Source organism: Enterobacter sp. KB-221C9, from assembly GCF_041320715.1.
Lineage (GTDB): Bacteria > Pseudomonadota > Gammaproteobacteria > Enterobacterales > Enterobacteriaceae > Enterobacter > Enterobacter asburiae_D.
Genome location: NZ_JBGIWG010000018.1, coordinates 55,718 through 78,363 on the forward strand (window position 1 = coordinate 55,718; position 22,646 = coordinate 78,363).

General features: G+C 57.6%; 18 protein-coding genes. 10 read left to right on the forward strand and 8 right to left on the reverse strand.

Annotated features, from left to right (window positions below):
- Positions 1-66 precede the first annotated feature (66 nt).
- The 4 genes from AB8846_RS20765 to AB8846_RS20780 all read right to left on the reverse strand — a co-directional run bounded on the left by AB8846_RS20765 (position 67) and on the right by AB8846_RS20780 (position 2,559).
- Positions 67-966 (reverse strand): Dyp-type peroxidase, encoded by a 900-nt coding sequence (locus tag AB8846_RS20765; protein WP_045355354.1) that lies wholly within the window; start codon positions 964-966, stop codon positions 67-69.
- Between the two features lie 92 nt (positions 967-1,058).
- Positions 1,059-1,634, reverse strand: a complete 576-nt coding sequence (locus AB8846_RS20770) for an RpoE-regulated lipoprotein (RefSeq protein WP_032646711.1) — start codon at positions 1,632-1,634, stop codon at positions 1,059-1,061.
- A gap of 63 nt (positions 1,635-1,697) precedes the next feature.
- Positions 1,698-2,147 (reverse strand): DUF2919 domain-containing protein, encoded by a 450-nt coding sequence (locus AB8846_RS20775; protein WP_370733575.1) that lies wholly within the window; start codon positions 2,145-2,147, stop codon positions 1,698-1,700.
- Positions 2,134-2,559: a GNAT family acetyltransferase gene (locus tag AB8846_RS20780; RefSeq protein WP_003861292.1), complete on the reverse strand. Its 426-nt coding sequence runs from the start codon at positions 2,557-2,559 to the stop codon at positions 2,134-2,136. The genes AB8846_RS20775 and AB8846_RS20780 overlap by 14 nt, the downstream gene beginning before the upstream one ends.
- Before the next feature lie 212 nt (positions 2,560-2,771).
- Between AB8846_RS20780 and amiA the strand changes: the two genes are divergently transcribed.
- Complete coding sequence (amiA, locus tag AB8846_RS20785; RefSeq protein WP_023308739.1) at positions 2,772-3,647, forward strand: N-acetylmuramoyl-L-alanine amidase AmiA; 876 nt, start codon at positions 2,772-2,774, stop codon at positions 3,645-3,647.
- Positions 3,647-4,546 (forward strand): oxygen-dependent coproporphyrinogen oxidase, encoded by a 900-nt coding sequence (gene hemF, locus AB8846_RS20790; protein ID WP_370733576.1) that lies wholly within the window; start codon positions 3,647-3,649, stop codon positions 4,544-4,546. The genes amiA and hemF overlap by 1 nt, the downstream gene beginning before the upstream one ends.
- A gap of 79 nt (positions 4,547-4,625) precedes the next feature.
- Here the strand turns inward: hemF and maeB are convergent, their stop codons facing one another.
- Positions 4,626-6,905, reverse strand: coding sequence for an NADP-dependent oxaloacetate-decarboxylating malate dehydrogenase (gene maeB, locus AB8846_RS20795; RefSeq protein WP_370733577.1), 2,280 nt, complete (start codon positions 6,903-6,905; stop codon positions 4,626-4,628).
- A 289-nt stretch (positions 6,906-7,194) separates the two neighbouring features.
- Between maeB and tal the strand changes: the two genes are divergently transcribed.
- Together tal and tkt are read left to right on the forward strand one after the other, a co-directional pair.
- The gene (gene tal, locus AB8846_RS20800) at positions 7,195-8,145 is read left to right on the forward strand and encodes a transaldolase (RefSeq protein ID WP_331411664.1); all 951 of its coding nucleotides are present in this window, start codon (positions 7,195-7,197) and stop codon (positions 8,143-8,145) included.
- A gap of 19 nt (positions 8,146-8,164) precedes the next feature.
- Positions 8,165-10,153 (forward strand): transketolase, encoded by a 1,989-nt coding sequence (tkt, locus tag AB8846_RS20805; RefSeq protein WP_370733578.1) that lies wholly within the window; start codon positions 8,165-8,167, stop codon positions 10,151-10,153.
- 70 nt (positions 10,154-10,223) lie between these two features.
- On the opposite strand, the gene AB8846_RS20810 is transcribed toward tkt, so the two are convergent.
- Entirely contained in the window at positions 10,224-10,556 is a 333-nt protein-coding gene (locus AB8846_RS20810; RefSeq protein ID WP_024907583.1) for a tRNA-binding protein, read from the reverse strand.
- A gap of 137 nt (positions 10,557-10,693) precedes the next feature.
- Here AB8846_RS20810 and ebgR point away from each other — a divergent pair, with 137 nt between their 5' ends.
- The 6 genes from ebgR (at position 10,694) to ygjK (ending at position 20,304) form a co-directional block, all read left to right on the forward strand.
- A complete protein-coding gene (gene ebgR, locus AB8846_RS20815) occupies positions 10,694-11,677 on the forward strand; it encodes a transcriptional regulator EbgR (RefSeq protein ID WP_370733579.1) in 984 nt (327 codons plus the stop codon).
- 146 nt (positions 11,678-11,823) lie between these two features.
- Complete coding sequence (gene ebgA, locus AB8846_RS20820; RefSeq protein ID WP_370733580.1) at positions 11,824-14,907, forward strand: beta-galactosidase subunit alpha; 3,084 nt, start codon at positions 11,824-11,826, stop codon at positions 14,905-14,907.
- Entirely contained in the window at positions 14,904-15,353 is a 450-nt protein-coding gene (locus AB8846_RS20825; protein WP_370733581.1) for a beta-galactosidase subunit beta, read from the forward strand. The genes ebgA and AB8846_RS20825 overlap by 4 nt, the downstream gene beginning before the upstream one ends.
- Before the next feature lie 57 nt (positions 15,354-15,410).
- Positions 15,411-16,847 carry an amino acid permease gene (locus tag AB8846_RS20830; RefSeq protein ID WP_331411660.1) on the forward strand — a complete coding sequence of 479 codons (1,437 nt, stop codon included), beginning with the start codon at positions 15,411-15,413 and terminating at the stop codon, positions 16,845-16,847.
- A gap of 38 nt (positions 16,848-16,885) precedes the next feature.
- Complete coding sequence (ygjJ, locus tag AB8846_RS20835; protein WP_370733582.1) at positions 16,886-17,944, forward strand: protein YgjJ; 1,059 nt, start codon at positions 16,886-16,888, stop codon at positions 17,942-17,944.
- Between the two features lie 14 nt (positions 17,945-17,958).
- Positions 17,959-20,304, forward strand: coding sequence for an alpha-glucosidase (gene ygjK / locus AB8846_RS20840; RefSeq protein WP_370733583.1), 2,346 nt, complete (start codon positions 17,959-17,961; stop codon positions 20,302-20,304).
- Between the two features lie 564 nt (positions 20,305-20,868).
- On the opposite strand, the gene AB8846_RS20845 is transcribed toward ygjK, so the two are convergent.
- Together AB8846_RS20845 and nudK are read right to left on the reverse strand one after the other, a co-directional pair.
- Positions 20,869-21,912, reverse strand: coding sequence for a DUF1176 domain-containing protein (locus AB8846_RS20845; RefSeq protein ID WP_370733584.1), 1,044 nt, complete (start codon positions 21,910-21,912; stop codon positions 20,869-20,871).
- A gap of 101 nt (positions 21,913-22,013) precedes the next feature.
- Positions 22,014-22,607, reverse strand: coding sequence for a GDP-mannose pyrophosphatase NudK (nudK, locus tag AB8846_RS20850; RefSeq protein WP_370733585.1), 594 nt, complete (start codon positions 22,605-22,607; stop codon positions 22,014-22,016).
- Positions 22,608-22,646: the final 39 nt, after the last annotated feature.

The window sequence follows — 22,646 nt, forward strand, 5'->3', positions numbered from 1 at the left end:
ATAAGGGGACGGGAGAAATTGCCGGGTGGCGCTAACGCTTACCCGGCCTACGTATGGAGAGCAGTTTTACAGCGCCAGCAGACGCTCAACGGACGGCGCAAAGTAGTAACCGCCGGTCACCGGTTTGGTGAAGCGCAGCATGGCGTCGCGCTTGCCGTCGGTATCGCCAAACATGCTCAGCAGCTGCTGCTCAATGTTATACAGGCGCGCGCAGTAGGCGCAGAAGTAAAGGCCGTGCGTGCCGCTGGCGGTACCGTACGGCAGGCTCTGGCGAACAATCTTCAGCCCTTTGCCGTCTTCTTTGAGGTCAACGCGGGTCAGGTGAGAGGTAACGGGACGGTCATCGCCGTCGATCTCTTCGTTGGCTTCTTTAGTACGACCAATCATCATCTCCTGGTCGTGCACGCTCATGCGGTTAAGCTGCTTGAGGTTGTGCTCCCAGCGCTGAACGAACACGTAGCTGCCGCCCGCGTCCACGCCGTCTTTAATCACCGCCACGTCACGACGCGTCTCTTCGCCCGCCGGGTTTTCCGTCCCGTCGACGAAGCCGCTCAGATCGCGCTCTTCCACCCAGCGGAAGCCGTGAACCTCTTCCTGCACCTCAATGCTGTCGCCAAAGGCCGCTACCGCCGCCTGGGCAACGGAAAAGTTCACGTCGTGACGCAGGGAGAGAATGTGGATCAGCACGTCGTATTGGGTCGCCGGCGCCAGTCCTTTGCCGTAAGGGATGAAGTCTTTCAGCTCTTCCGCCCCTTCGCCGCCGCTCAGCTGACGCCAGACGTTATTGCCAAAGGCAACAACGGCGCCGAGGTGGGCTTCCGGGAATTTGGCCTGGAAGGTGGCCAGCTTATCAACAAACGCTTTACTGGCCGCACGCAGGGCATCCACGTCCCCTTTAACATTGGCTTCAATCCAAATCGCCGCGCGGCAATGTTCTGGCAAAATGCCACTCTGAACCTGAGACATCGCTCCTCCTGAAATAAAGATGCCACGTCAGCGTGGCATTGATGGCGGGTATTATACCCGGATTTCAGCGAGGCGGATTGTTCAGGCGCAAATTACTGCTTCCAGAGTATTTTGCTCACTTTCCAGCTCTTGAGCGTGTCGTCAGACGGCATCAGTCCCTCCGGTCCGCTCCATGTTCCGGTGAAAACATAGCTGATGTGCTGGCTGCCTTCAGCCTTACATTCCACCGCGACCTTGTCGTCAGACGGCAAGCTGGTGCAGTTGCCAAAGGCCTGCTTATAAAGTTCGCTAAACGGCGTACCCACCTTCACACCGCTCGCCGTCGGAATATCTTCATCCATCACGGCAATTCGGTTTACCGTGCCTTTGTCACCGTTGATCACCAGCGCCAGCTTGTCGCCCTTCAGCGCTTCGTAATAGCGAACAATATTGCCATTCTCCGTTTTCATGCCGCTGCGCAGGCGGTAATCGCTGCTGAGCGCATCCTGAATAGCATTCTGATCCAGCGCCGTCGCGGCGGTAATTTTCCCCACGCCCTGCTCGGTCACTTCCGTTGATGAGCCAAACCAGTTCCACGGATACGCGGCGGACCAGTTAATGGAGGAGAGCGTCGAACAGCCGGTCAATGCCAGCGGAAGAGCGCATAAAAGTAAACGCAGCGATTTCATTGAAACGTCCTTTCTTGTTAAATCAACGCTTGTTGGAGTGCGACATCGGCAAAAAGTGCCGGATTAATCATCCTGATGCGCAAAACAGGCGCGAAGACGCGGGTTGGTCAGCAGCCACAGCAGCGCCACAATATCGGCAACCACCAGCGCAACGCCGGTGCCCGTCAGCGGTTCACCGTACCACCAGAGTACCGGCTGCCAGAAGAGCAGCGCAACCTGGGCGAGGATCAGCAGCCAGCGAAGCGCGCGCCAAAAACGGGGGATCGCCTGCCGTCGTCCGCTGCATAAAAAAGCGATCACCGCCGGTACGCCCGGCAGCAAGCCGAGCCAGAAGGCATCGTGATCGGGATAGAAAAGATTCAGCAGCGTGTCGCCCTGCCCGCGCGACGCCCCGGCCATCACAAACAGCACCCAGGTCCGGGCCTGCAGCAGCAGAACGCACCAGAATAAAAAGGGCAGCCTGACGCGGCCCTGCGCGTCATAGTCAGCCGGATGGATCTCAGTACTCTTCATCTTCAATCAAACGCTTGCCCAGAGTCAGCACGTCAGCGTGTTCATAGCCCAGACGCTCATACATGCCCAGCACCACGTCGTTATCTTCCCGCACCATGATCTGGATTTTCGGGCAGCCGCGGGCGATAAGCTTCTTCTCGAGACGATTAAGCAGCGCATTGGCGATGCCGCGGGCACGGTATTCCGGGTGGACGCCCAGATAATAGGCCGAGCCGCGGTGGCCGTCATAACCGCCCATTACCGTCCCCACAACCTCGCCATTGACTTCCGCGACCAGAAACAGGCTGACGTCGTGATTCACCTTACGTTCGATATCCATTTCCGGATCGTTCCACGGACGCAGCAGATCGCAGCGCTCCCAAAGGGTGATCACCTCTTCGAAATCTTCCTGGCGAAAAACGCGTATCTCCATGGTATTAACCGCCTTTTCAGGTTTAAAAACAGTGATTATGGCGTGAACCACGCCTTTAGCCAATAACCGGGGAAAATCTCGCCAAAATTTGGCATAATGTCACTTTGTCACGTATTGAAATGAAAAGTAAAACAATTCTCAATATGGACTGTCGTAACGGGAAACACGATACGATATAACACCAGGACCCCTTTTTTTAGTATTCAGGCCGCATGAGCACATTCAAACCATTAAAAGCACTCACATCGCGTCGTCAGGTTCTCAAAGCGGGGCTGGCGGCCTTAACGTTAACGGGCATCGCAAAGCAGGCTCAGGCGAAAGACGAGAGCACGCTCAAAACCAGTAACGGACACAGCAAACCGAAAACCAAAAAGCCGGGCGCGAAGCGTCTGGTGATGCTCGACCCGGGACACGGCGGTATTGATACCGGCGCCATCGGCAAAAACGGGTCGAAAGAAAAACACGTCGTGCTGGCAATTGCAAAAAATGTGCGCGCAATTTTACGCAGTAACGGCATTGACGCCCGTCTGACGCGCTCTGGCGATACCTTTATTCCGCTGTATGACCGCGTAGAGATCGCCCACCAGCACGGAGCGGATCTGTTTATGTCGATCCACGCCGACGGCTTTACCAACCCTTCTGCGGCGGGCGCCTCGGTGTTTGCGCTTTCCAACCGTGGCGCCAGTAGCGCCATGGCAAAATACCTCTCCGACCGCGAAAACCGGGCGGATGAAGTCGCCGGGAAGAAAGCCACCGACAAAGATCATCTGCTACAGCAGGTGCTGTTCGACCTCGTGCAGACGGATACGATCAAAAACAGCCTGACGCTCGGCTCGCATATTCTGAAGAAGATTAAGCCGGTGCATCGTCTGCACAGCAAAGGCACCGAGCAGGCGGCGTTTGTGGTGCTGAAATCACCGTCCATCCCGTCCGTGCTGGTGGAAACCTCCTTTATTACCAACCCGGAAGAAGAGCGACTCCTCGGCACCACGGCGTTTCGTCAGAAGATCGCCAACGCCATCGCCTCCGGCATTATCAGCTACTTCAACTGGTTCGATAACCAAAAAGCGCACTCCAGGAAACGTTGATGAAACCCGATGCTCAACTGGTAAAAACCTTCCTGCTGCAGCTGCAGGATGAGATCTGCCAGAAACTGGCCGCCGCAGACGGCGGTGAATTTCAGGAAGATAACTGGCAGCGCGAGGCCGGGGGCGGCGGGCGCAGCCGCGTGCTGCGAAACGGCGGCATCTTCGAACAGGCGGGCGTGAATTTTTCCCACGTACACGGCGACGCCATGCCCGCGTCTGCGACGGCGCATCGTCCTGAACTGGCGGGCCGCAGCTTCGAGGCGATGGGCGTCTCGCTGGTGGTGCATCCGCACAACCCGTTTGTGCCGACCAGCCACGCCAACGTCCGCTTTTTCATTGCGGAAAAACCGGGGGCCGATCCGGTCTGGTGGTTTGGCGGCGGTTTCGACATGACGCCCTACTACGGCTTCGAAGAGGACGCCGTACACTGGCACACCACCGCGCGGGACCTTTGTCTGCCGTTTGGTGAAGACGTCTACCCCAAATTCAAAAAGTGGTGCGATGACTACTTTTACCTGAAGCACCGCGACGAGCAGCGCGGCATCGGCGGGCTGTTCTTTGACGATCTCAACACCCCTGATTTTGATACCGCGTTCAGCTTTATGCGCGCGGTGGGTGAAGGCTATACCGACGCCTATCTGCCGATTGTCGAGCGCCGTAAAAATACCGACTACGGCGTGCGCGAACGCGAGTTCCAGCTCTATCGTCGCGGGCGCTACGTGGAGTTCAACCTGGTGTGGGATCGCGGAACGCTGTTCGGCCTGCAGACCGGCGGGCGCACGGAGTCGATTCTGATGTCGATGCCGCCGCTGGTGCGATGGGAATACTGCTACGAACCAAAAGAAGGCAGCCCGGAGGCTGCCTTGCGTGAGTTTATTCAGGTTCGGGACTGGGTGTAACTGCCGGATGGCGCTACGCTTATCCGGCCTACTCAACCTGTAGGTCGGGTAAGCGAACGCGCCACCCGACACCACGCGCTTACAGCGGCTGCGTCTGCGCCTCAACCACCGCCAGCGCCACCATGTTAACGATACGACGCACGGAGGCAATCGGCGTTAACACATGCACCGGTTTCGCCACGCCCATCAGTACCGGTCCTACGGTCACCCCTTCAGAGCTGGAGACGCGCAGCAGGTTATAGCTGATACGCGCCGCTTCCACGTTCGGCATAATCAGTATGTTGGCCGATCCCTTCAGCGGGCTGTCCGGCATACGTTCGTTACGGATGCTCTCCACCAGCGCGGCATCGCCGTGCATTTCCCCGTCAATCATCAGCTCCGGCGCACGCTTGCGCACCAGCTCCAGCGTCTGACGCATTTTGCAGGCCGCCGCGGATTTAGACGAACCAAAGTTAGAGTGCGACAGCAGCGCCACCTTCGGCTCAATACCAAAGCGACGCACGGTCTCGGCGGCCATCACGGTGATCTCCGCCAGCTCGTCCGGGGTCGGATCGTCGTTAACGTAGGTGTCAGCAATAAAGGTGTTGCCGCTCGGCAGCAGCAGCGCGTTCATCGCCCCGGCGGTATGAACGCCGTCGCGATAGCCGAAGATCTCCTGCACCACGCTAAAGTGCTCGTGGTAATCGCCGATGGTGCCGCAGATCAGCGCATCCGCTTCGCCGCGATGGACCATGATCGCGCCGATCACCGTGGTGTTGCTGATGACGGCTTTCTGCGCCTGCTCCTGGGTGATCCCCCGGCGCTTCATGATCGCGTAGTATTCGCTCCAGTACTCTTTGAAGCGCGGATCGGATTCGTTGTTAACGATCTCGAAGTCGACGCCCGGCTTGATCTGCAGGCCCAGCTTCTGGATACGCATTTCAATCACGCTCGGACGACCAATCAGGATCGGTTTCGCCAGGCCTAAGGTGATCAGCTCCTGGGTGGCGTGCAGCACGCGCGCCTCTTCCCCTTCCGCCAGCACGACGCGCTTCGCGTCGGCGCGCGCCTGGGAGAAGATCGGCTTCATGAACAGGTTGGTTTTATAGACAAACTCGGTGAGCTTATCGACGTAAGCGTCGAAATCGTGAATCGGACGCGTCGCCACGCCGGAGTCCATCGCCGCTTTGGCCACCGCTGGGGCAATTTTAACAATCAGACGCGGGTCGAACGGTTTTGGAATGATGTAGTCCGGTCCGAAGCTCAGATCCTGATCGCCGTACGCAGACGCGACCACTTCGCTCTGCTCGGCGTGGGCCAGCTCCGCAATCGCGTGCACCGCCGCCAGCTTCATCTCTTCGTTGATCGCCGTTGCGCCAACGTCCAGCGCGCCGCGGAAGATGAACGGGAAGCAGAGCACGTTGTTGACCTGGTTCGGGTAGTCAGAGCGACCGGTACAGATAATGGCGTCTTCACGCACCGCTTTCGCCAGCGGCGGCAGGATTTCCGGCTCAGGGTTCGCCAGGGCCAGGATCATCGGCGCGCGCGCCATCTTCTTCACCATCTCCTGGGTCAGCACTTTCGGACCCGAGCAGCCGAGGAAGATATCCGCGCCGTCTATCACGTCGTCCAGGGTGCGTTTACCGTCGTCGTCCACCGCATACGCCGCTTTGGTTTCCGCCATGTTCGGCTCGCGGTCTTTATAGATAACGCCTTTGGAGTCGCAGACCACAATGTTGTGTTTCTGCATACCCAGCGCCACCAGCAGGTTCATACAGGCGATGGCCGCCGCACCTGCGCCAGACACCACCATGCGCACGTCGGAGAGATTTTTCTCTACCACGCGCAGGCCGTTCAGAATCGCGGCGGTGCTGATAATTGCGGTTCCGTGCTGGTCATCATGGAACACGGGAATGTTCATACGCTCGCGCAGCTTCTGCTCGATATAGAAACATTCCGGCGCTTTGATGTCTTCCAGGTTAATCCCGCCGAAGGTCGGCTCCAGCGCGGCCACCACGTTGATGAATTTGTCAGGATCGAGTTCATCCACCTCGATATCGAACACGTCGATACCGGCGAATTTCTTGAACAGTACCCCCTTCCCTTCCATCACCGGCTTGCCGGCCAGCGCGCCGATATTGCCCAGCCCCAGCACCGCCGTGCCGTTAGAGATCACGGCGACGAGGTTGCCACGCGCGGTGTATTTGTAGGCCGCCAGCGGGTCTTTTTCGATTTCCAGACACGGCGCAGCGACGCCCGGCGAATAGGCCAGCGCCAGATCGCGCTGGGTTGCCAGCGGCTTGGTTGGGGAGACCTGGATTTTCCCCGGGACAGGAAACTCGTGAAAATCGAGGGCACTCTGTTTCAACTGCTCATCCATCTTATTTTTCCTTTCACGTATCGGTCAAAAGGGTGACGTAAGCGATCCTGATGCACACCCTGGTGTGCCGCCTAGTATCGCCTCAGGCCGCCTCCTAAACTTTGAAGGCTGCCAAACTCTCACCATCACACATTAAAAATTGTTATCAATTTATAACAGCCATGTTACCCGTCTCAAAAGCAATGCCTCCCCCGTCTGCTATGCTTTTTTGTTAAGTCCATCATGATTTTTCCAGAAGTGTGAACTAACGCACTCATCTAACTCTTTTATTTCCAAGGAGTAATCTTTTATGAACCAGCTAGACGGCATCAAAAAATTCACCACCGTGGTTGCAGACAGCGGCGATATCGAGTCGATTCGCCACTATCAGCCGGAGGATGCGACCACTAACCCTTCGCTGCTGCTCAAAGCGGCAGGGCTTGCCCATTTTAGTCATCTGATTGATGACGCCATTGCCTACGGTAAACAGCGCGGGAAAACGCAGGAGCAGCAGGTCGCCGAAGCCAGCGACAAGCTGGCGGTTAATTTTGGTGCGGAAATTCTTAAAAGCATCCCGGGACGCGTCTCAACCGAAGTCGACGCGCGCCTCTCGTTCGATACAGAAAAGAGCATTAATAAGGCGCGTCGTCTGGTGGAACTCTACCAGGAGCAGGGGATCGATAAATCACGCATCCTGATTAAGCTCGCCTCCACCTGGGAAGGCATCCGTGCGGCAGAGGTACTGGAAAAAGAGGGCATCCACTGCAACCTGACGCTGCTGTTCTCGTTTGCCCAGGCGCGCGCCTGCGCTGAAGCGGGCGTGTTCCTCGTCTCGCCGTTTGTCGGGCGCATCTACGACTGGTACCAGGCGAAACAGCCGATGGATCCGTACGTAGTGGATGAGGATCCGGGCGTGAAATCGGTCCGTAATATCTACGACTATTACAAACAGCACCGCTACGAAACCATCGTGATGGGGGCCAGCTTCCGCCGTACCGAGCAGATCCTCGCCCTGGCGGGCTGCGACCGCCTGACCATCTCCCCTAACCTGCTCCAGGAGCTACAGGACAAAGAAGAAACGGTGATCCGCAAGCTGGTGCCGACCTCCACCGTTCTGCCAAAACCGAAAGCCATGACCGAGGCGGAGTTCCGCTGGGAGCACAATCAGGACGCCATGGCCGTGGAAAAACTGGCGGAAGGTATCCGCCTGTTCGCCGTCGACCAGCGCAAACTTGAAGACCTTCTCGCCGCCAAACTTTAACCTTGCCACGGAGTGAACTATGTCCCGTAAAGAGCTAGCCAATGCCATTCGCGCCCTCAGCATGGATGCCGTGCAGAAAGCCAATTCCGGCCACCCCGGCGCGCCAATGGGCATGGCTGATATTGCCGAAGTGCTGTGGAACGACTTTCTGAAGCACAACCCCAATGACCCCACCTGGTACGATCGCGACCGCTTTATTCTTTCCAACGGTCACGCCTCAATGCTGCTCTACAGCCTGCTGCACCTTTCCGGCTACGATCTGCCGCTCGAGGAGCTGAAAAACTTCCGCCAGCTGCACTCCAAAACGCCGGGTCACCCGGAGATTGGCTATACGCCAGGGGTGGAAACCACCACCGGGCCGCTCGGTCAGGGGCTGGCCAATGCGGTTGGACTGGCGATTGCCGAACGCACGCTGGCGGCGCAGTTTAACCAGCCGGACCACGAGATTGTCGACCATTACACCTACGTGTTTATGGGCGACGGCTGCCTGATGGAGGGGATCTCGCACGAGGTCTGCTCCCTGGCGGGCACGCTGGGGCTCGGCAAGCTGATCGGCTTCTACGATCACAACGGCATCTCCATTGACGGGGAGACCGAAGGCTGGTTTACCGACGACACGGCAAAACGCTTCGAAGCCTACCACTGGCACGTGGTGCATGAGATCGACGGTCACGACCCTGAGGCGGTGAAAAAAGCAATTCAGGAAGCGCAGAGCGTGAAGGACAAACCGTCCCTGATTATCTGCCGCACGGTGATCGGCTTCGGCTCGCCGAACAAGGCGGGCAAAGAAGAGGCGCACGGCGCGGCGCTGGGTGACGAGGAAGTGGCGCTGACCCGGCAGAAGCTGGGCTGGAAATACCCGCCGTTTGAGATCCCGAAAGAGATCTACAGAGCCTGGGATGCCCGTGAAGACGGTGAGAAAGCCCAGCACGCCTGGAACGATAAGTTTGCCGCCTACAAAAAGGCGCATCCTGATCTCGCCGCCGAGTTTTCACGGCGCATGAGCGGCGGTCTGCCGGAAGACTGGGACGATAAAACCCAGGCGCTGATTGAAAACCTGCAGTCCAACCCGGCGAAGATCGCCACCCGTAAGGCGTCGCAAAATACCCTGAACGCAATCGGCCCTATTCTGCCCGAACTGCTCGGCGGCTCGGCCGACCTGGCGCCAAGCAACCTGACGATCTGGTCCGGCTCAAAATCGCTCAAAGAGGACATCGCCGGGAACTATATCCACTACGGCGTGCGCGAGTTCGGCATGACCGCCATTGCCAACGGCATCGCCCATCACGGCGGGTTTGTGCCGTACACCGCCACCTTCCTGATGTTCGTCGAGTACGCCCGTAACGCGGCGCGCATGGCGGCGCTGATGAAGGCGCGGCAAATCATGGTTTATACCCATGACTCCATCGGGCTGGGGGAAGACGGGCCCACGCACCAGGCGGTTGAACAACTGGCGAGCCTGCGCCTGACGCCCAACTTCAGCACCTGGCGTCCGTGCGATCAGGTCGAAGCGGCGGTGGGCTGGAAGCTGGCGGTGGAACGCCACAATGGCCCAACGGCATTAATTCTGTCACGCCAGAACCTGGCGCAGATTGAGCGTACCCCGGAACAGGTGAAAAACATCGCTCGCGGCGGCTACATCCTGAAAGACAGCGGCGGCAAGCCGGACGTGATCCTGATAGCGACCGGTTCTGAAGTGGAAATCACGGTGAAAGCGGCGGAGAAACTGACCGCCGAAGGACACGCGGTGCGCGTGGTTTCCCTGCCCTCAACGGATATCTTTGACGCCCAGGACGAGGCGTACCGGGAATCGGTCCTGCCGTCCAGCGTCGCGGCTCGCGTGGCGGTGGAAGCCGGTATTGCCGACTACTGGTACAAGTATGTCGGGCTCAAAGGGGCGATTGTCGGCATGCGGGGCTACGGTGAGTCCGCCCCTGCCGATAAGCTGTTCCCGTACTTCGGCTTTACCGTTGAGAACGTGGTGGAGAAGGCGCTGAGCGTTATCTAGTGCGGCCTGCGTGCCCGGTGGCGCTACGCTTACCGGGCCTACAACAATCGGGTGGCTTTGCCACCCTTTTTTATACCACCCGCACGCCCGCTGCCATCGCCCGCTCCGGCGTTAACAACACGCTTTCGCTGGCGTCATCGGTTTCCGCGCAAAGCAACATGCATTCGGACGTTTCGCCGCGCATCTTCGCTTTCGCCAGATTACACAGCACCACCACCGTTTTTCCCATAAGCTCCTCTTCCCGGTAATACGGCACCAGGCTGGTGACGGTTTGCAGCGTTTTTCCGCCCACATCAATCTGCGCGATATAGAGTTTATCTGCGTTAGCGTGGCGCTTAACGTCCACGATCGTCCCCACGCGGATCTCCAGCTTTGCAAAGTCATCGTAAGCTATCGTGTCCATGCTCTCTCCTTAGTAAAATTTTACTAAATACTAGCACGCTATTTGCCGGACGCAATGGGCAGGATATTTAGTAAAAACTGATGCATGTCCTGGCCCATCCTTTACAATGGGCTATCACGTGGGGAATAAGGACAAACATGGCTACGCTCAAAGACATCGCGACGGAGGCTGGCGTTTCGCTGGCGACGGTATCCCGGGTTTTAAACGATGACCCAACGTTGAACGTAAAAGAAGAGACCAAACACCGCATTCTGGAGATTGCGGAAAAGCTGGAATATAAGAGCACAACGTCCCGCAAATTGCAGTCTGCCGCGGTGGGTCAGCAACACATTCTGGCACTCTACAGCTACCAGCAAGAGCTGGAGATTAACGACCCTTACTACCTTGCCATCCGCCACGGCATTGAGACGCAGTGTGAAAAACTGGGCGTGGAGCTGAGCAACTGTTACGCCAGTGCCACCCTGCCGGAGAGTAAAAAATTGACCGGCGTACTGATTGTGGGCAAACCTTCACCAGCAACTCGCCGTAGCGCAATGGCCCTGACGGACAACGTCTGCTTTATCGACTTTCACGAACCCGGCAGCGCGTTCGATTCCGTCGACATTGACCTCTCGCGCATCAGCAAGCAGATCGTTGATTTCTTTATTGATCAGGGCGTTAAGCGCATTGGCTTTATCGGCGGGGAAGATGAACCCGGCAAAGCCGATATCCGCGAAGCCGCTTTTGTCGAGTATGGCCGTTTGAAAGGGGTGGTGTCTGAACAGGATATCTGGCGCGGCGGTTTTTCCAGCTCGTCCGGATACGAACTGGCGAAAACCATGCTGGCACAGACAAGCTGGCCAACCGCCCTGTTTGTGGCCTCTGATTCGATAGCCATCGGCGTCTTGCGCGCTATCCATGAAAAAGGGCTGGCGATCCCGGAGGACATTTCGCTCATTAGCGTGAACGATATCCCGACCGCCCGCTTCACCTTCCCGCCGCTCTCTACCGTACGCATCCACTCTGAAATGATGGGCAGCCAGGGGGTTAACCTGCTGCTGGAAAAATCCCGCGATGGCCGGGCGCTGCCGCTGCAGGTCTTCGTGCCGAGCGTGCTGAAACTGCGCGGCACCACCCGCTAATCCCCCTCGTTTGACACATCGCCGGGCATGCCCGGCTTTTTTTTATTTCGTGATCGAGTTAAAGCAAATCAATTTTACTGATTTTATTTAGTAAAATATTTACTAAAATCCTCAGCAATGATGTTTTACCCCTACAGGGAGATCGCATGAATCGCTGGGAAAATATTCAACTCACGCATGAGAACCGGCTTCCGCCGCGTGCGTACTTCTTCTCATACGACACCGTCGCGCAGGCTCGCACCTTTGCCCGCGAAGCCAGCAGCCACTTTCTGTCTCTGAGCGGTAAGTGGAACTTTCGCTTTTTCACCAACCCGCTTCTGGTGCCGGAAAACTTCACCTCTGAGTACATGGCCGACTGGGGCGACATTACCGTCCCCGCCATGTGGCAGATGGAAGGCCACGGCCAGCTGCAGTACACCGACGAAGGCTTTCCCTTCCCGGTCGACGTCCCCTGGGTGCCTACGGATAACCCAACCGGGGCGTATCAGCGCTACTTCACGCTATCGGACGGCTGGCAGGGTAAGCAGACCCTCATCAAGTTTGACGGCGTCGAAACCTATTTCGAAGTCTACGTGAATGGTCACTATATAGGCTTTAGCAAGGGCAGCCGGCTGGCCGCCGAGTTTGATATCAGCCACGCGGTGCATGGCGGGCAAAACCTGCTGTGCGTGCGGGTGATGCAGTGGGCGGATTCTACCTACATTGAGGATCAGGACATGTGGTGGACGGCCGGTATTTTCCGCGACGTCTATCTGATCGGCAAAAATCCCACTCACGTGCGCGACGTCACGATCAAAACCACCTTTGACGAAGCCTGGAAAAACGCCACCCTTTTCTGTCAGCTTGAGCTGGAAAACCTGGCCCCGCACGCATCAGCCGTGTCGCTGGAGTATGCCCTGTATGATGGCGAAGCAGCGATCCTTCAGGGCACAACCGACAGCCTGACCGTGACCCGCAGCGCGGAAACCGCCTTCAGCATTGAGGTCAAACAGCCTCAGCAGTGGTCTGCGGAATCCCCCTATCTCTACCATCTGGTAATAACGCTAAAAGATGCGAACGGGCAGACGCTGGAGGTTATCCCGCAGCGTGTTGGTTTTCGCGACATCAGGGTGCGCGACGGTCTGTTCTACATCAACAATCGCTACCTGAAGCTGCACGGCGTAAACCGTCACGACAACGATCACCAGAAAGGCCGCGCCGTGGGCATGGATCGGGTCGAGCGCGACCTGATCCTGATGAAGCAGCACAACATCAATTCGGTGCGCACCGCCCACTACCCCAACGATCCGCGCTTCTACGAGCTGTGCGACATCTACGGCCTGTTCGTGATGGCGGAGACGGATGTGGAATCTCACGGCTTTGCCAACGTCGGCGATCTGAGCCGCATCACGGACGATCCGCTGTGGGAACATGTCTACGTTGAGCGCATCGAACGCCATATTCACGCGCAGAAAAACCATCCTTCAATCATCATCTGGTCGCTTGGCAACGAGTCCGGCTACGGCTGCAATATCCGCGCCATGGCGCGGGCCGCAAAGGCGCTGGACGACACGCGCCTGCTGCATTACGAAGAAGATCGCGACGCTGAGGTGGTGGATATCATCTCGACCATGTACACCCGCGTGCCGCTGATGAACCTGTTCGGCGAGTATCCCCACGCCAAACCGCGCATCATCTGCGAATACGCCCACGCGATGGGCAACGGTCCCGGCGGTCTGAGCGAGTATCAAAACGTCTTCGATCGCCACGACTGCATTCAGGGCCACTACGTCTGGGAGTGGTGCGACCACGGTATTCAGGCGGCAGATGCCAGCGGCAATACGTATTACGCCTACGGCGGCGACTTTGGTGACTACCCGAACAACTACAACTTCTGCCTCGACGGGCTGATCTACTCCGACCAAATGCCGGGTCCGGGCCTGCGCGAATATAAGCAGGTGATTGCCCCGGTCAAGCTGCGCTGGCAGAACGGCGAGCTGCACGTTGAAAATCGCTTCTGGTTCACCGGCCTGGATGATTACACCCTGCTCGTTGAGGTGCGTGCCGAAGGAGAAACCCTTTACAGCCAGCCGCTGACACTTACCGGGCTGGCCCCCAACAGCACCCGCAGCGTGAGCCTGAACCTGCCCGAACTCGACGAGCGCGAAGCGTTCCTGACCGTGCGCATCAGCAAAAACAGCCGCACCCGCTATAGCGAGGCGGGGCACGAGATTGCGGTGTATCAGTTCCCGCTAAAAGCGCGCACGGCTCACGCGACGCCGTTTATTAACGCCAACGCCACGCCGCTGCTGCAGGAAGAGGACCGCCTGAACTGTACCGTGACCGGACATAACTTCCGCGCAAGCTTCTCAAAAGTGACGGGAAAACTCAGCGCCTGGCAGGTTAACGGTGAAGATAAGATCACCCGCGAACCGAAGATTAATTTCTTCAAGCCGATGATTGATAACCACAAGCAGGAATATGAGGGCCTATGGCAACCCAACCACCTGCAGATTATGCAGGAGCATCTGCGCGGTTTTGAGATCGAGCAGCAGGACGATGCGATCGTCATTACGACCCGCACGCTGATTGCTCCGCCGGTGTTTGATTTTGGTATGCGCTGCACCTACCGCTGGCGCATTGCCGCCGACGGACAAATTAACGTTGAGCTAAGCGGCGAACGCTACGGCGATTACCCGCACATTATCCCGTGCATCGGCTTAACCCTCGGCATCAACGGCGAATTCGACCAGGTGAGCTACTACGGACGCGGCCCCGGAGAGAACTACCCGGACAGCCAGCAGGCCAGCACCATAGACCAATGGCACACCACCGTGGACGAGATGTTCGAAAACTACCCGTTCCCGCAGAACAACGGCAACCGCCAGCAGGTGCGCTGGGCAACGCTCGCCAACCGTCACGGCAGCGGTCTTCTGGTGGTGCCTGAACAGCCCATCCATTTCAGCGCCTGGCACTACACGGCAGAGAACATCCACGCCGCGCAGCACTGCAACGAACTGCGCCGCAGCGATGACATCACCCTCAATCTCGATCATCAGGTACTGGGCTTAGGCTCCAACTCCTGGGGAAGCGAAGTGCTGGACACCTGGCGCGTCTGGTTCAGGCCGTTCCGCTACGGCTTCACCCTGCTCCCGCTGGAAGGCGGACAAACTACCGCGCAGGCACTGGTACACCATCGGTTCGGCACCGATTTCTTCTCCATGAATTCGCACAGCGAGGCAGAAAAATGATCGTTCTCGACAGCCTGGAACAGTTCCAGCAGCGTTATCGCACGGGCCGTAAATGGCAGCGCTGCACAGAAGCCATTAATAACATCGACAACATCCAGCCCGGCGTTGCCCACTCGATTGGCGACTCTCTGGCCTATCGCGTGACCCAGGATGCCAGCACCGACGCGCTGTTCGTCGGCCATCGCCGCTATTTCGAGGTCCATTACTATCTGCAGGGCGCACAGAAAATTGAGTACGCCGCAAAAGACGTCCTTCAGCTTGTGGAGTGCTACCGGGATGAAACCGACCGCGAATACCTGAAAGGCGTGGGCCATACCGAACTCATCCATGAGGGGCAAATCGTCATTTGCGAGAATCACGAGGCCTATCGCTTTATCAGCGAAACGCCTGCTAAAAAAGTCGTTCTCTATGTGACCATCGAAGACGGCTATTTCCATAACAAATAAAAATTCAGCGGTGCCAATGAAGCACCGCGAAATCCTCCTCGTACCCGGAGAAACATTATGTCTGAAACGATCAAACGTAATACCATCGGTAAATTCGGCCTGCTGTCGCTGACGTTTGCCGCTGTATTTAGTTTTAACAACGTTATCAATAACAATATCGAGCTGGGCCTCGCCTCGGCACCGATGTTCTTTTTAGCCACCCTGTTCTACTTCATTCCTTTCTGCTTAATCATCGCAGAGTTTGTCTCCCTGAATAAAAACTCCGAAGCCGGGGTGTACGCCTGGGTGAAAAGCTCGCTGGGCGGGCGCTGGGCGTTTATTACCGCCTACACATACTGGTTCGTAAACCTGTTCTTCTTTACCTCGTTATTACCCCGCGTCATCGCCTACGCCTCTTACGCCTTTTTGGGCTATGAGTACATTCTTACGCCGTTTGCCACCACGGTCCTGAGCATGGTGCTGTTCGCTTTCTCAACCTGGGTGTCCACCAACGGGGCGAAAATGCTGGGGCCGATCACGTCTGTGACCTCAACGCTGATGCTGCTGCTGACCCTCTCCTATATTCTGCTGGCCGGTGCGGCGCTGATGGGCGGCGTGCAGCCAGCCGACCCGATTACCGTTGACGCGATGATCCCGAACTTTAACTGGGCATTTCTTGGCATCACCACCTGGATATTTATGGCCGCCGGAGGCGCAGAGTCCGTTGCGGTCTACGTTAACGACGTGAAGGGCGGGTCAAAATCCTTCGTCAGGGTGATCATTCTGGCGGGGATTTTCATCGGCGTGCTCTACTCCATCTCCTCGGTGCTGATTAACGTCTTTATCAGCAGCAAAGAGCTGAAGTTCACCGGTGGTTCGGTACAGGTGTTCCACGGCCTGGCGGTATGGTTTGGCCTGCCGGAAGTGCTGATGAACCGCTTTGTCGGCCTGGTCTCCTTTACCGCGATGTTCGGTTCCCTGCTGATGTGGACGGCGACCCCGGTCAAAATCTTCTTCTCTGAAATCCCGAGCGGCATCTTTGGGCCAAAAACCGTGGCGCTGAACGAGAACGGCGTACCGGCGCGCGCGGCGTGGATCCAGTATTTGATCGTCATTCCGTTAATGATTATCCCAACCATGGGATCGAACACCGCGCAGGAGCTGATGAATACCGTCATCAACATGACCGCGGCCGCGTCTATGTTACCGCCGCTGTTCATCATGCTGGCATACCTCAATCTGCGCCGTAAGCTCGATCATCTCCCGCGCGATTTCAAAATGGGCTCACGCACTACCGGGATGGTGGTGGTGTCGATGCTGATTGTGATTTTTGCCATCGGCTTTGTGGCCTCAACCTTCCCCACCGGTGCCAATATTCTGACGATTATTTTCTATAACGTCGGTGGCATTGTGTTATTCCTCGGATTTGCCTGGTGGAAATACAGCAAATACGTCCGGGGATTATCAAAAGAACAACAACAAATAGAAGCGTCACCTGCCTCAAATATTAATTAACACTTAAGGCATGGATATTCTCTCATTGGGATGAGTGCATGAAAATTAAAGAGAAAACGATTGGGGCACTCGCTGCCCTCTCTTTCTGCTGCCCTGCAATTGCCGCAGAAGAAATCAGACCCGCTGAACATGACGATACCCGAACCCCGGAAATCACCTCTCCGTCGTTTCGTTTTTATGGCGAGCTGGGGGTCGGCGGATATATGGATTTAGAAGGCCAGAATAAGCATAAATACAGTGACGGCACCTATATTGAGGGCGGTCTGGAAATGAAGCACGGGCACTGGTTCGGCCTGATTTACGGCGAGGGCTGGACCGTACAGGCTGACCATCAGGGGAACGCCTGGGTGCCCGACTACAGCTGGGGCGGATTCGAAGGTGGGCTTAACCGCTTTTACGGCGGCTACAAAACTGACGGCAACACCGAGATCATGCTCAGCCTGCGTCAGGACTCCTCCCTCGATGACCTGCAGTGGTGGGGGGATTTCACGCCCGATCTGGGATATGTGATCCCCAATACCCGCGACATTATGTACGCGCTCAAGGTACAGAACCGCTCCGGGAACCTGCGCTACAGCGTCACCGCCACGCCTGCGGGGCACCATGACGAGAGCAAAGCCTGGCTGCATTTTGGCAAATACGATCGCTATGACGATAAGTATACCTATCCGGCGATGGCCAACGGCTATATCCAGTATGACATCGTCAAAGACGTCACCTGGATGAACGGCCTTGAGGTCACCGACGGGACAGGCCAACTCTTCCTGACCGGCATTCTGTCGCCCAACCTGGCGGCGCGCGCCTGGCATCACACCGGCCGCGCCAGCGGCAGAGACGTCTCCGGCACAGAGACCGGGTATATGGTCAGCGCTATGGTTGAAGCGTTAAAAGGCGTCTATCTCTCCACCGCCTACAGCTACGCAAAGCATCGCCCGGACAATGCCGCCGATGAAACGACCTCGTTTATGCAGTTCGGTATCTGGTATGAGTACGGCGGTGGCCGTTTTGCTACCGCGGCCGACAGCCGCTTCTACATGAAAAATGCTTCCGGCGACCCGAGCGACCAGGTCTTCCTGATGCAATATTTCTACTGGTAAAAGGATCTTCCATCATGAAACTCAGCCTTACACCGCTGGCCTGCGCGCTGGCGCTCAGCTTTTCGGCTCACGCTACCAGCCCAACTGATTTTAAAAACGTCATCAACCGCGCCGGTGCACCGGCGTTTATGCACGATTTCGACGCTGACGACCACCAGCGTTTCAATCCCTTTTTCGATTTGGGTGCCTGGCATGGGCATTTGCTGCCGGACGGGCCGCAGACCCAGGGAGGATTTCCCGGCGTAGCGCTGCTCACCGAAGAGTACATTAACTTTATGGCGACCAATTTCGATCGCCTGAGCGTGTATCAGAACGGCAAAAAAGTCGATTTTACCCTTGAGGCTTACAGCCTGCCCGGCGCGCTGGTGCAGAAGCTGAGCGCAAAAGATGTGCAGATAGTAATGACGCTGCGCTTTGCCACCGCGCGCACCTCGCTGCTGGAAACACGCATCGTCAGCAAGTCACCGCTCGACCTGGTGTGGGACGGCGAACTGCTGGAAAAGCTGGAGGCTAAAGAGGGTAAACCGCTTTCGGATAAGACCATCGACGGCGCGTATCCGGATTACCAGCGCAGGCTGGTCCCCGCGCGTGACGGCCTGAAGGTGATCTTTGGCAAAGTGCGCTCCACCTGGGATCTGCTGACCTCCGGCAGCTCCGAATACCAGGTGCATAAATCCCTCCCCGTTGACACCACCGTCGACGGGCACCGCTTTACCAGCCGCGCGCGCATTACCGGCAGCACCACGCTGTATACCACGTACTCCCATCTGCTGAATGCCGATGAGGTAAAGCGCGAGCAGGTGCAGATCCGCGATATTCTGGCGCGCCCGGCCGCTTATATGACTGCCTCGCAGCGGCGCTGGGAAGGCTATTTGCAGAAAGGGCTAACCAACCCTGATGCGACGCCAGAGCAAACCCGCGTGGCGGTGAAGGCCATCGAAACGCTGAACGGCAACTGGCGCTCGCCGGGGGGCGCGGTGCGCTATAACACGGTGACGCCATCCGTCACCGGACGTTGGTTCTCCGGCAACCAGACATGGCCGTGGGATACCTGGAAACAGGCGTTTGCCATGTCGCATTTCAACCCAGAAATCGCCAAAGAGAACATTCGTGCGGTCTTTTCCTGGCAAATCAAACCTGACGATCCGGTGCGCCCGCAGGATGCGGGCTTTGTGCCGGACCTCATCGCCTGGAACCTGAGCCCGGAACGCGGCGGCGACGGCGGCAACTGGAATGAACGTAATACCAAACCGAGCCTGGCGGCGTGGTCGGTGATGGAGGTGTATAACACCACGCAGGATAAGGCCTGGCTGGCGGAAATGTATCCTAAACTGGTGGCCTACCACGACTGGTGGCTGCGCAACCGCGACCACAACGGCAACGGCGTGCCGGAGTACGGCGCGACGCGCGACAAGGCCCATAATACCGCCAGCGGCGACATGCTCTTCACGGTGAAAAGAGGCGACAAAGAAGAATCCCTCTCCGGGCTGAAGAATTACGCAAGGGTAATCGACAAAGGCCATTACGACAGTCTGGAGATCCCGGCGCAGGTTGCGGCCTCGTGGGAATCAGGACGCGATGACGCCGCCGTCTTCGGTTTTATCGATCAATCCCAGCTGGATAAATACATCGCAAACGGCGGTAAACGCAGCGACTGGACGGTGAAGTTTGCCGAAAACCGCGACAAAGAGGGCAGGCTGCTGGGCTACTCGCTGCTGCAGGAGTCCGTCGACCAGGCGAGCTATATGTACAGCGACAATCACTATCTGGCACAGATGGCGAGCCTGCTGGGTAAAGAGCAGGAGGCCAGCCGCTACCGTCAGCTGGCGGATAGGCTCGCGAGCTACATCAATACCTGCATGTTCGACGCAAAGAGCGGTTTTTACTATGACATCCGTATCGAGGATAAACCGCTGGCGAACGGCTGTGCGGGCAAGCCTATCGTCGAGCGCGGGAAAGGACCGGAAGGCTGGTCGCCGTTGTTTAACGGTGCGGCAACGCAGGAGCATGCGGATGCCGTGGTGAAGGTGATGCTGGATCCGAAAGAGTTCAACACGTATGTGCCGCTCGGGACTGCCGCGCTAACCAACCCGGCATTTGGTCCGGATATCTACTGGCGCGGCCGGGTCTGGGTCGACCAGTTCTGGTTTGGCCTGAAAGGGATGGAACGCTATGGCTACCGGGAACAGGCGCAAACGCTGGCAGAAAGCTTCTTTAAGCACGCAAAGGGGTTAACGTCCGACGGCCCGATTCAGGAAAACTACAACCCGCTGACCGGGGCGCAGCAAGGCGCGCCTAATTTCTCGTGGAGCGCGGCGCATCTTTACATGCTGTATAACGATTTTTTCCGTAAACAGTAACCAGAGTGCGGTCTGCTTTGCCGGGTGGCGCTATCGCTTACCCGGCCTACGGTTCGAGCTTTTGCAGACCGCAGGATTCGTAGGCCGGGTAAGGCCAAGTCGCCACCCGGCACATTGTCACAGAACGCAGGATTCGTAGGCCGGGTAAGGCCAAGCCGCCACCCGGCACATTGTCGCAGGCCGCAGGATTCGTAGGCCGGGTAAGGCCAAGCCGCCACCCGGCACATTGTCGCAGGCCGCAGGATTCGCAGGCCGGGTAAGGCCAAGCCGACACCCGGCACATTGTCAAAGGCCGCAGGATTCGCAGGCCGGGTAAGGCCAAGCCGCCACCCGGCACATTGCCACAGGCCGCAGGATTCGTAGGCAGGGTAAGGCCAAGCCGCCACCCGGCACATTGTCGCAGGCCGCAGGATTCGTAGGCCGGGTAAGGCGTAGCCGCCACCCGGCACATTGTCACAGGCCGCAGGATTCGCAGGCCGGGTAAGGCCAAGCCGCCACCCCGCACATTGTCACAGACCGCAGGATTCGTAGGCCGGGTAAGGCGTAGCCGCCACCCGGAAAAAGCTACCGCGTGATCCACAGCGTGGGCCAGGCATCAGGCCCGTTCCAGCTGTCGCAGCTGGGCTCCTCGGCGTAGCGCACCAGGCGGAAACGCTGGCCGTCGAAACGCCAGCGCGTCTGGATCCCGCAATCGCCCATACCGCGTCCCAGCGCGAGCGTGGTCAGCTCGCGCGTCTTCTCATCGAAGCTGGCGTTCATCAACTCCATTTCACTGCCGTCGCTTGACGGCGTAAACGGCAGACGCAGCCTGACGCTGCGCGCGGTGAACGGTTTTTTACGTGATACCAGCCACGCCAGGTCGACCGTGTTATAGGCCCCCGCCTCGCAGCTGACAATCAGCAGCGCTTTGTCATCGGTTAACGCGGTGACGCGCACTTCCCGGCGGTTAGGATCCAGCGAGCACTGGCTGCTGTTCATCCGTCCGGTGCCATAGTCCAGCAGGTCGTTCAGTTCGACGTGGGAGAGTGGCGTCGGGGTCGGGTTGACTACCGCCACCTTTTTTAAGGCGGGTGCAGGCGGAACGCTTAGCGGCGGATCGTCACCTTTCTTGATCCACGCAGTTTCGCTGCCGACGCGCTTTTGCTGCGCATCAATAAACAGCAGCGCGGCTTTCAGACCGCTCAGTGAAATAATCTGCTTACCGCCGCGCAGGGTCAGGGCCTTCCCTTCCTGGATGTTTTTCAGAAAGGCGGTGATGGTGGCCGCATCGTCCGTTTTCAGATGCCAGGGCGTGAGCTGCCAGCGCTGTTTGTCCAGCGTAAGGGGAACGTTATCCAGCAGCAGCCGGGGGGCAATCTCTGGCTCTTTGACGGAGGGCGTATCAAGACCGCCAAGATCGATACGCAGCGTGGCATCCGTTTTCGCCCCGGCGCTTCGGGTGAGCGTCATGACCAGACCGCGGTGTTCACCCGTGTTGCGCGCAAGGCAAAAGTTCTGGTTATTGCAGGTCACCTGCCAGTCAGAGAAGGCTTGCTGGGCAGGTGCAGCCCGCACCTGCGGCGCGAGGAGCACACAAAACAGGTAAAACAAAAAGACGCTGTAGCGCATGAATGGCACAATCCCGGAACGAAAACGCTTAACTGGGCAGTATCTTCGTGTTCCCGCCGGGGTTGCTCAATCGGATTTGTCAGATATACCCGAAAAACATACTACATCCGTTCGAAAGCAGAGTTCATTAACCCGGTTGTCTGTAAATACTGCAGTAATATCACCGCTTTACCATCCCTGACTTCCCCTGAACGCATCATCTCCAGCGCCCGGGAAAAGGGAAGCTCCAGCACTTCGATATCTTCATCCTCAACGCCACCGCCCCGGTGGGTGCGCTGCGCGTCGCTGTACTCTGCAATGAAGAAATGGACGAGCTCCGTCACGCCGCCCGGTGACATAAACAGCTCAAAGACCTTTTTGACCTCGCCCACTTCGAAGCCGGTTTCTTCTACGGCCTCTTTGCGGATACAGACTTCCGGCTCATCATCATCGAGCAGGCCCGCGCAGGTTTCAATCAGACGTCCGTCGGGGTTACCATTGACCCATGTCGCCACCCTGAACTGACGGATCAGCACCACGCTCTGCTTTTCACGGTTATAGAGCAGAATGGTTGCTCCGTTGCCGCGATCGTAGACCTCGCGCTTGTGGCGAATCACTTCACCGTTATTACGCGTAAGATCGTAGGTGATGTTACGCAGGACAAAGTAGTTTTCAGAGAGAATTTTGTCTTTGATAACGTTAATTTTCAGGGTCATACGGGCTCCACGACACAATGAGTCGTCCTATACTACGCC

Bases quoted from the DNA above. Each gene is read 5' to 3' on its own strand.
- ebgA (WP_370733580.1), top strand. From the start codon at position 11,824: ATGAATCGCTGGGAAAATATTCAACTCACGCATGAGAACCGGCTTCCG.
- AB8846_RS20765 (WP_045355354.1), bottom strand. From the start codon at position 966: ATGTCTCAGGTTCAGAGTGGCATTTTGCCAGAACATTGCCGCGCGGCG.
- AB8846_RS20825 (WP_370733581.1), top strand. From the start codon at position 14,904: ATGATCGTTCTCGACAGCCTGGAACAGTTCCAGCAGCGTTATCGCACG.
- AB8846_RS20845 (WP_370733584.1), bottom strand. From the start codon at position 21,912: ATGCGCTACAGCGTCTTTTTGTTTTACCTGTTTTGTGTGCTCCTCGCG.
- amiA (WP_023308739.1), top strand. From the start codon at position 2,772: ATGAGCACATTCAAACCATTAAAAGCACTCACATCGCGTCGTCAGGTT.
- AB8846_RS20810 (WP_024907583.1), bottom strand. From the start codon at position 10,556: ATGGACACGATAGCTTACGATGACTTTGCAAAGCTGGAGATCCGCGTG.
- hemF (WP_370733576.1), top strand. From the start codon at position 3,647: ATGAAACCCGATGCTCAACTGGTAAAAACCTTCCTGCTGCAGCTGCAG.
- ygjJ (WP_370733582.1), top strand. From the start codon at position 16,886: ATGAAAATTAAAGAGAAAACGATTGGGGCACTCGCTGCCCTCTCTTTC.
- ebgR (WP_370733579.1), top strand. From the start codon at position 10,694: ATGGCTACGCTCAAAGACATCGCGACGGAGGCTGGCGTTTCGCTGGCG.
- AB8846_RS20830 (WP_331411660.1), top strand. From the start codon at position 15,411: ATGTCTGAAACGATCAAACGTAATACCATCGGTAAATTCGGCCTGCTG.
- maeB (WP_370733577.1), bottom strand. From the start codon at position 6,905: ATGGATGAGCAGTTGAAACAGAGTGCCCTCGATTTTCACGAGTTTCCT.
- tal (WP_331411664.1), top strand. From the start codon at position 7,195: ATGAACCAGCTAGACGGCATCAAAAAATTCACCACCGTGGTTGCAGAC.
- tkt (WP_370733578.1), top strand. From the start codon at position 8,165: ATGTCCCGTAAAGAGCTAGCCAATGCCATTCGCGCCCTCAGCATGGAT.
- ygjK (WP_370733583.1), top strand. From the start codon at position 17,959: ATGAAACTCAGCCTTACACCGCTGGCCTGCGCGCTGGCGCTCAGCTTT.
- AB8846_RS20780 (WP_003861292.1), bottom strand. From the start codon at position 2,559: ATGGAGATACGCGTTTTTCGCCAGGAAGATTTCGAAGAGGTGATCACC.
- AB8846_RS20770 (WP_032646711.1), bottom strand. From the start codon at position 1,634: ATGAAATCGCTGCGTTTACTTTTATGCGCTCTTCCGCTGGCATTGACC.
- AB8846_RS20775 (WP_370733575.1), bottom strand. From the start codon at position 2,147: ATGAAGAGTACTGAGATCCATCCGGCTGACTATGACGCGCAGGGCCGC.
- nudK (WP_370733585.1), bottom strand. From the start codon at position 22,607: ATGACCCTGAAAATTAACGTTATCAAAGACAAAATTCTCTCTGAAAAC.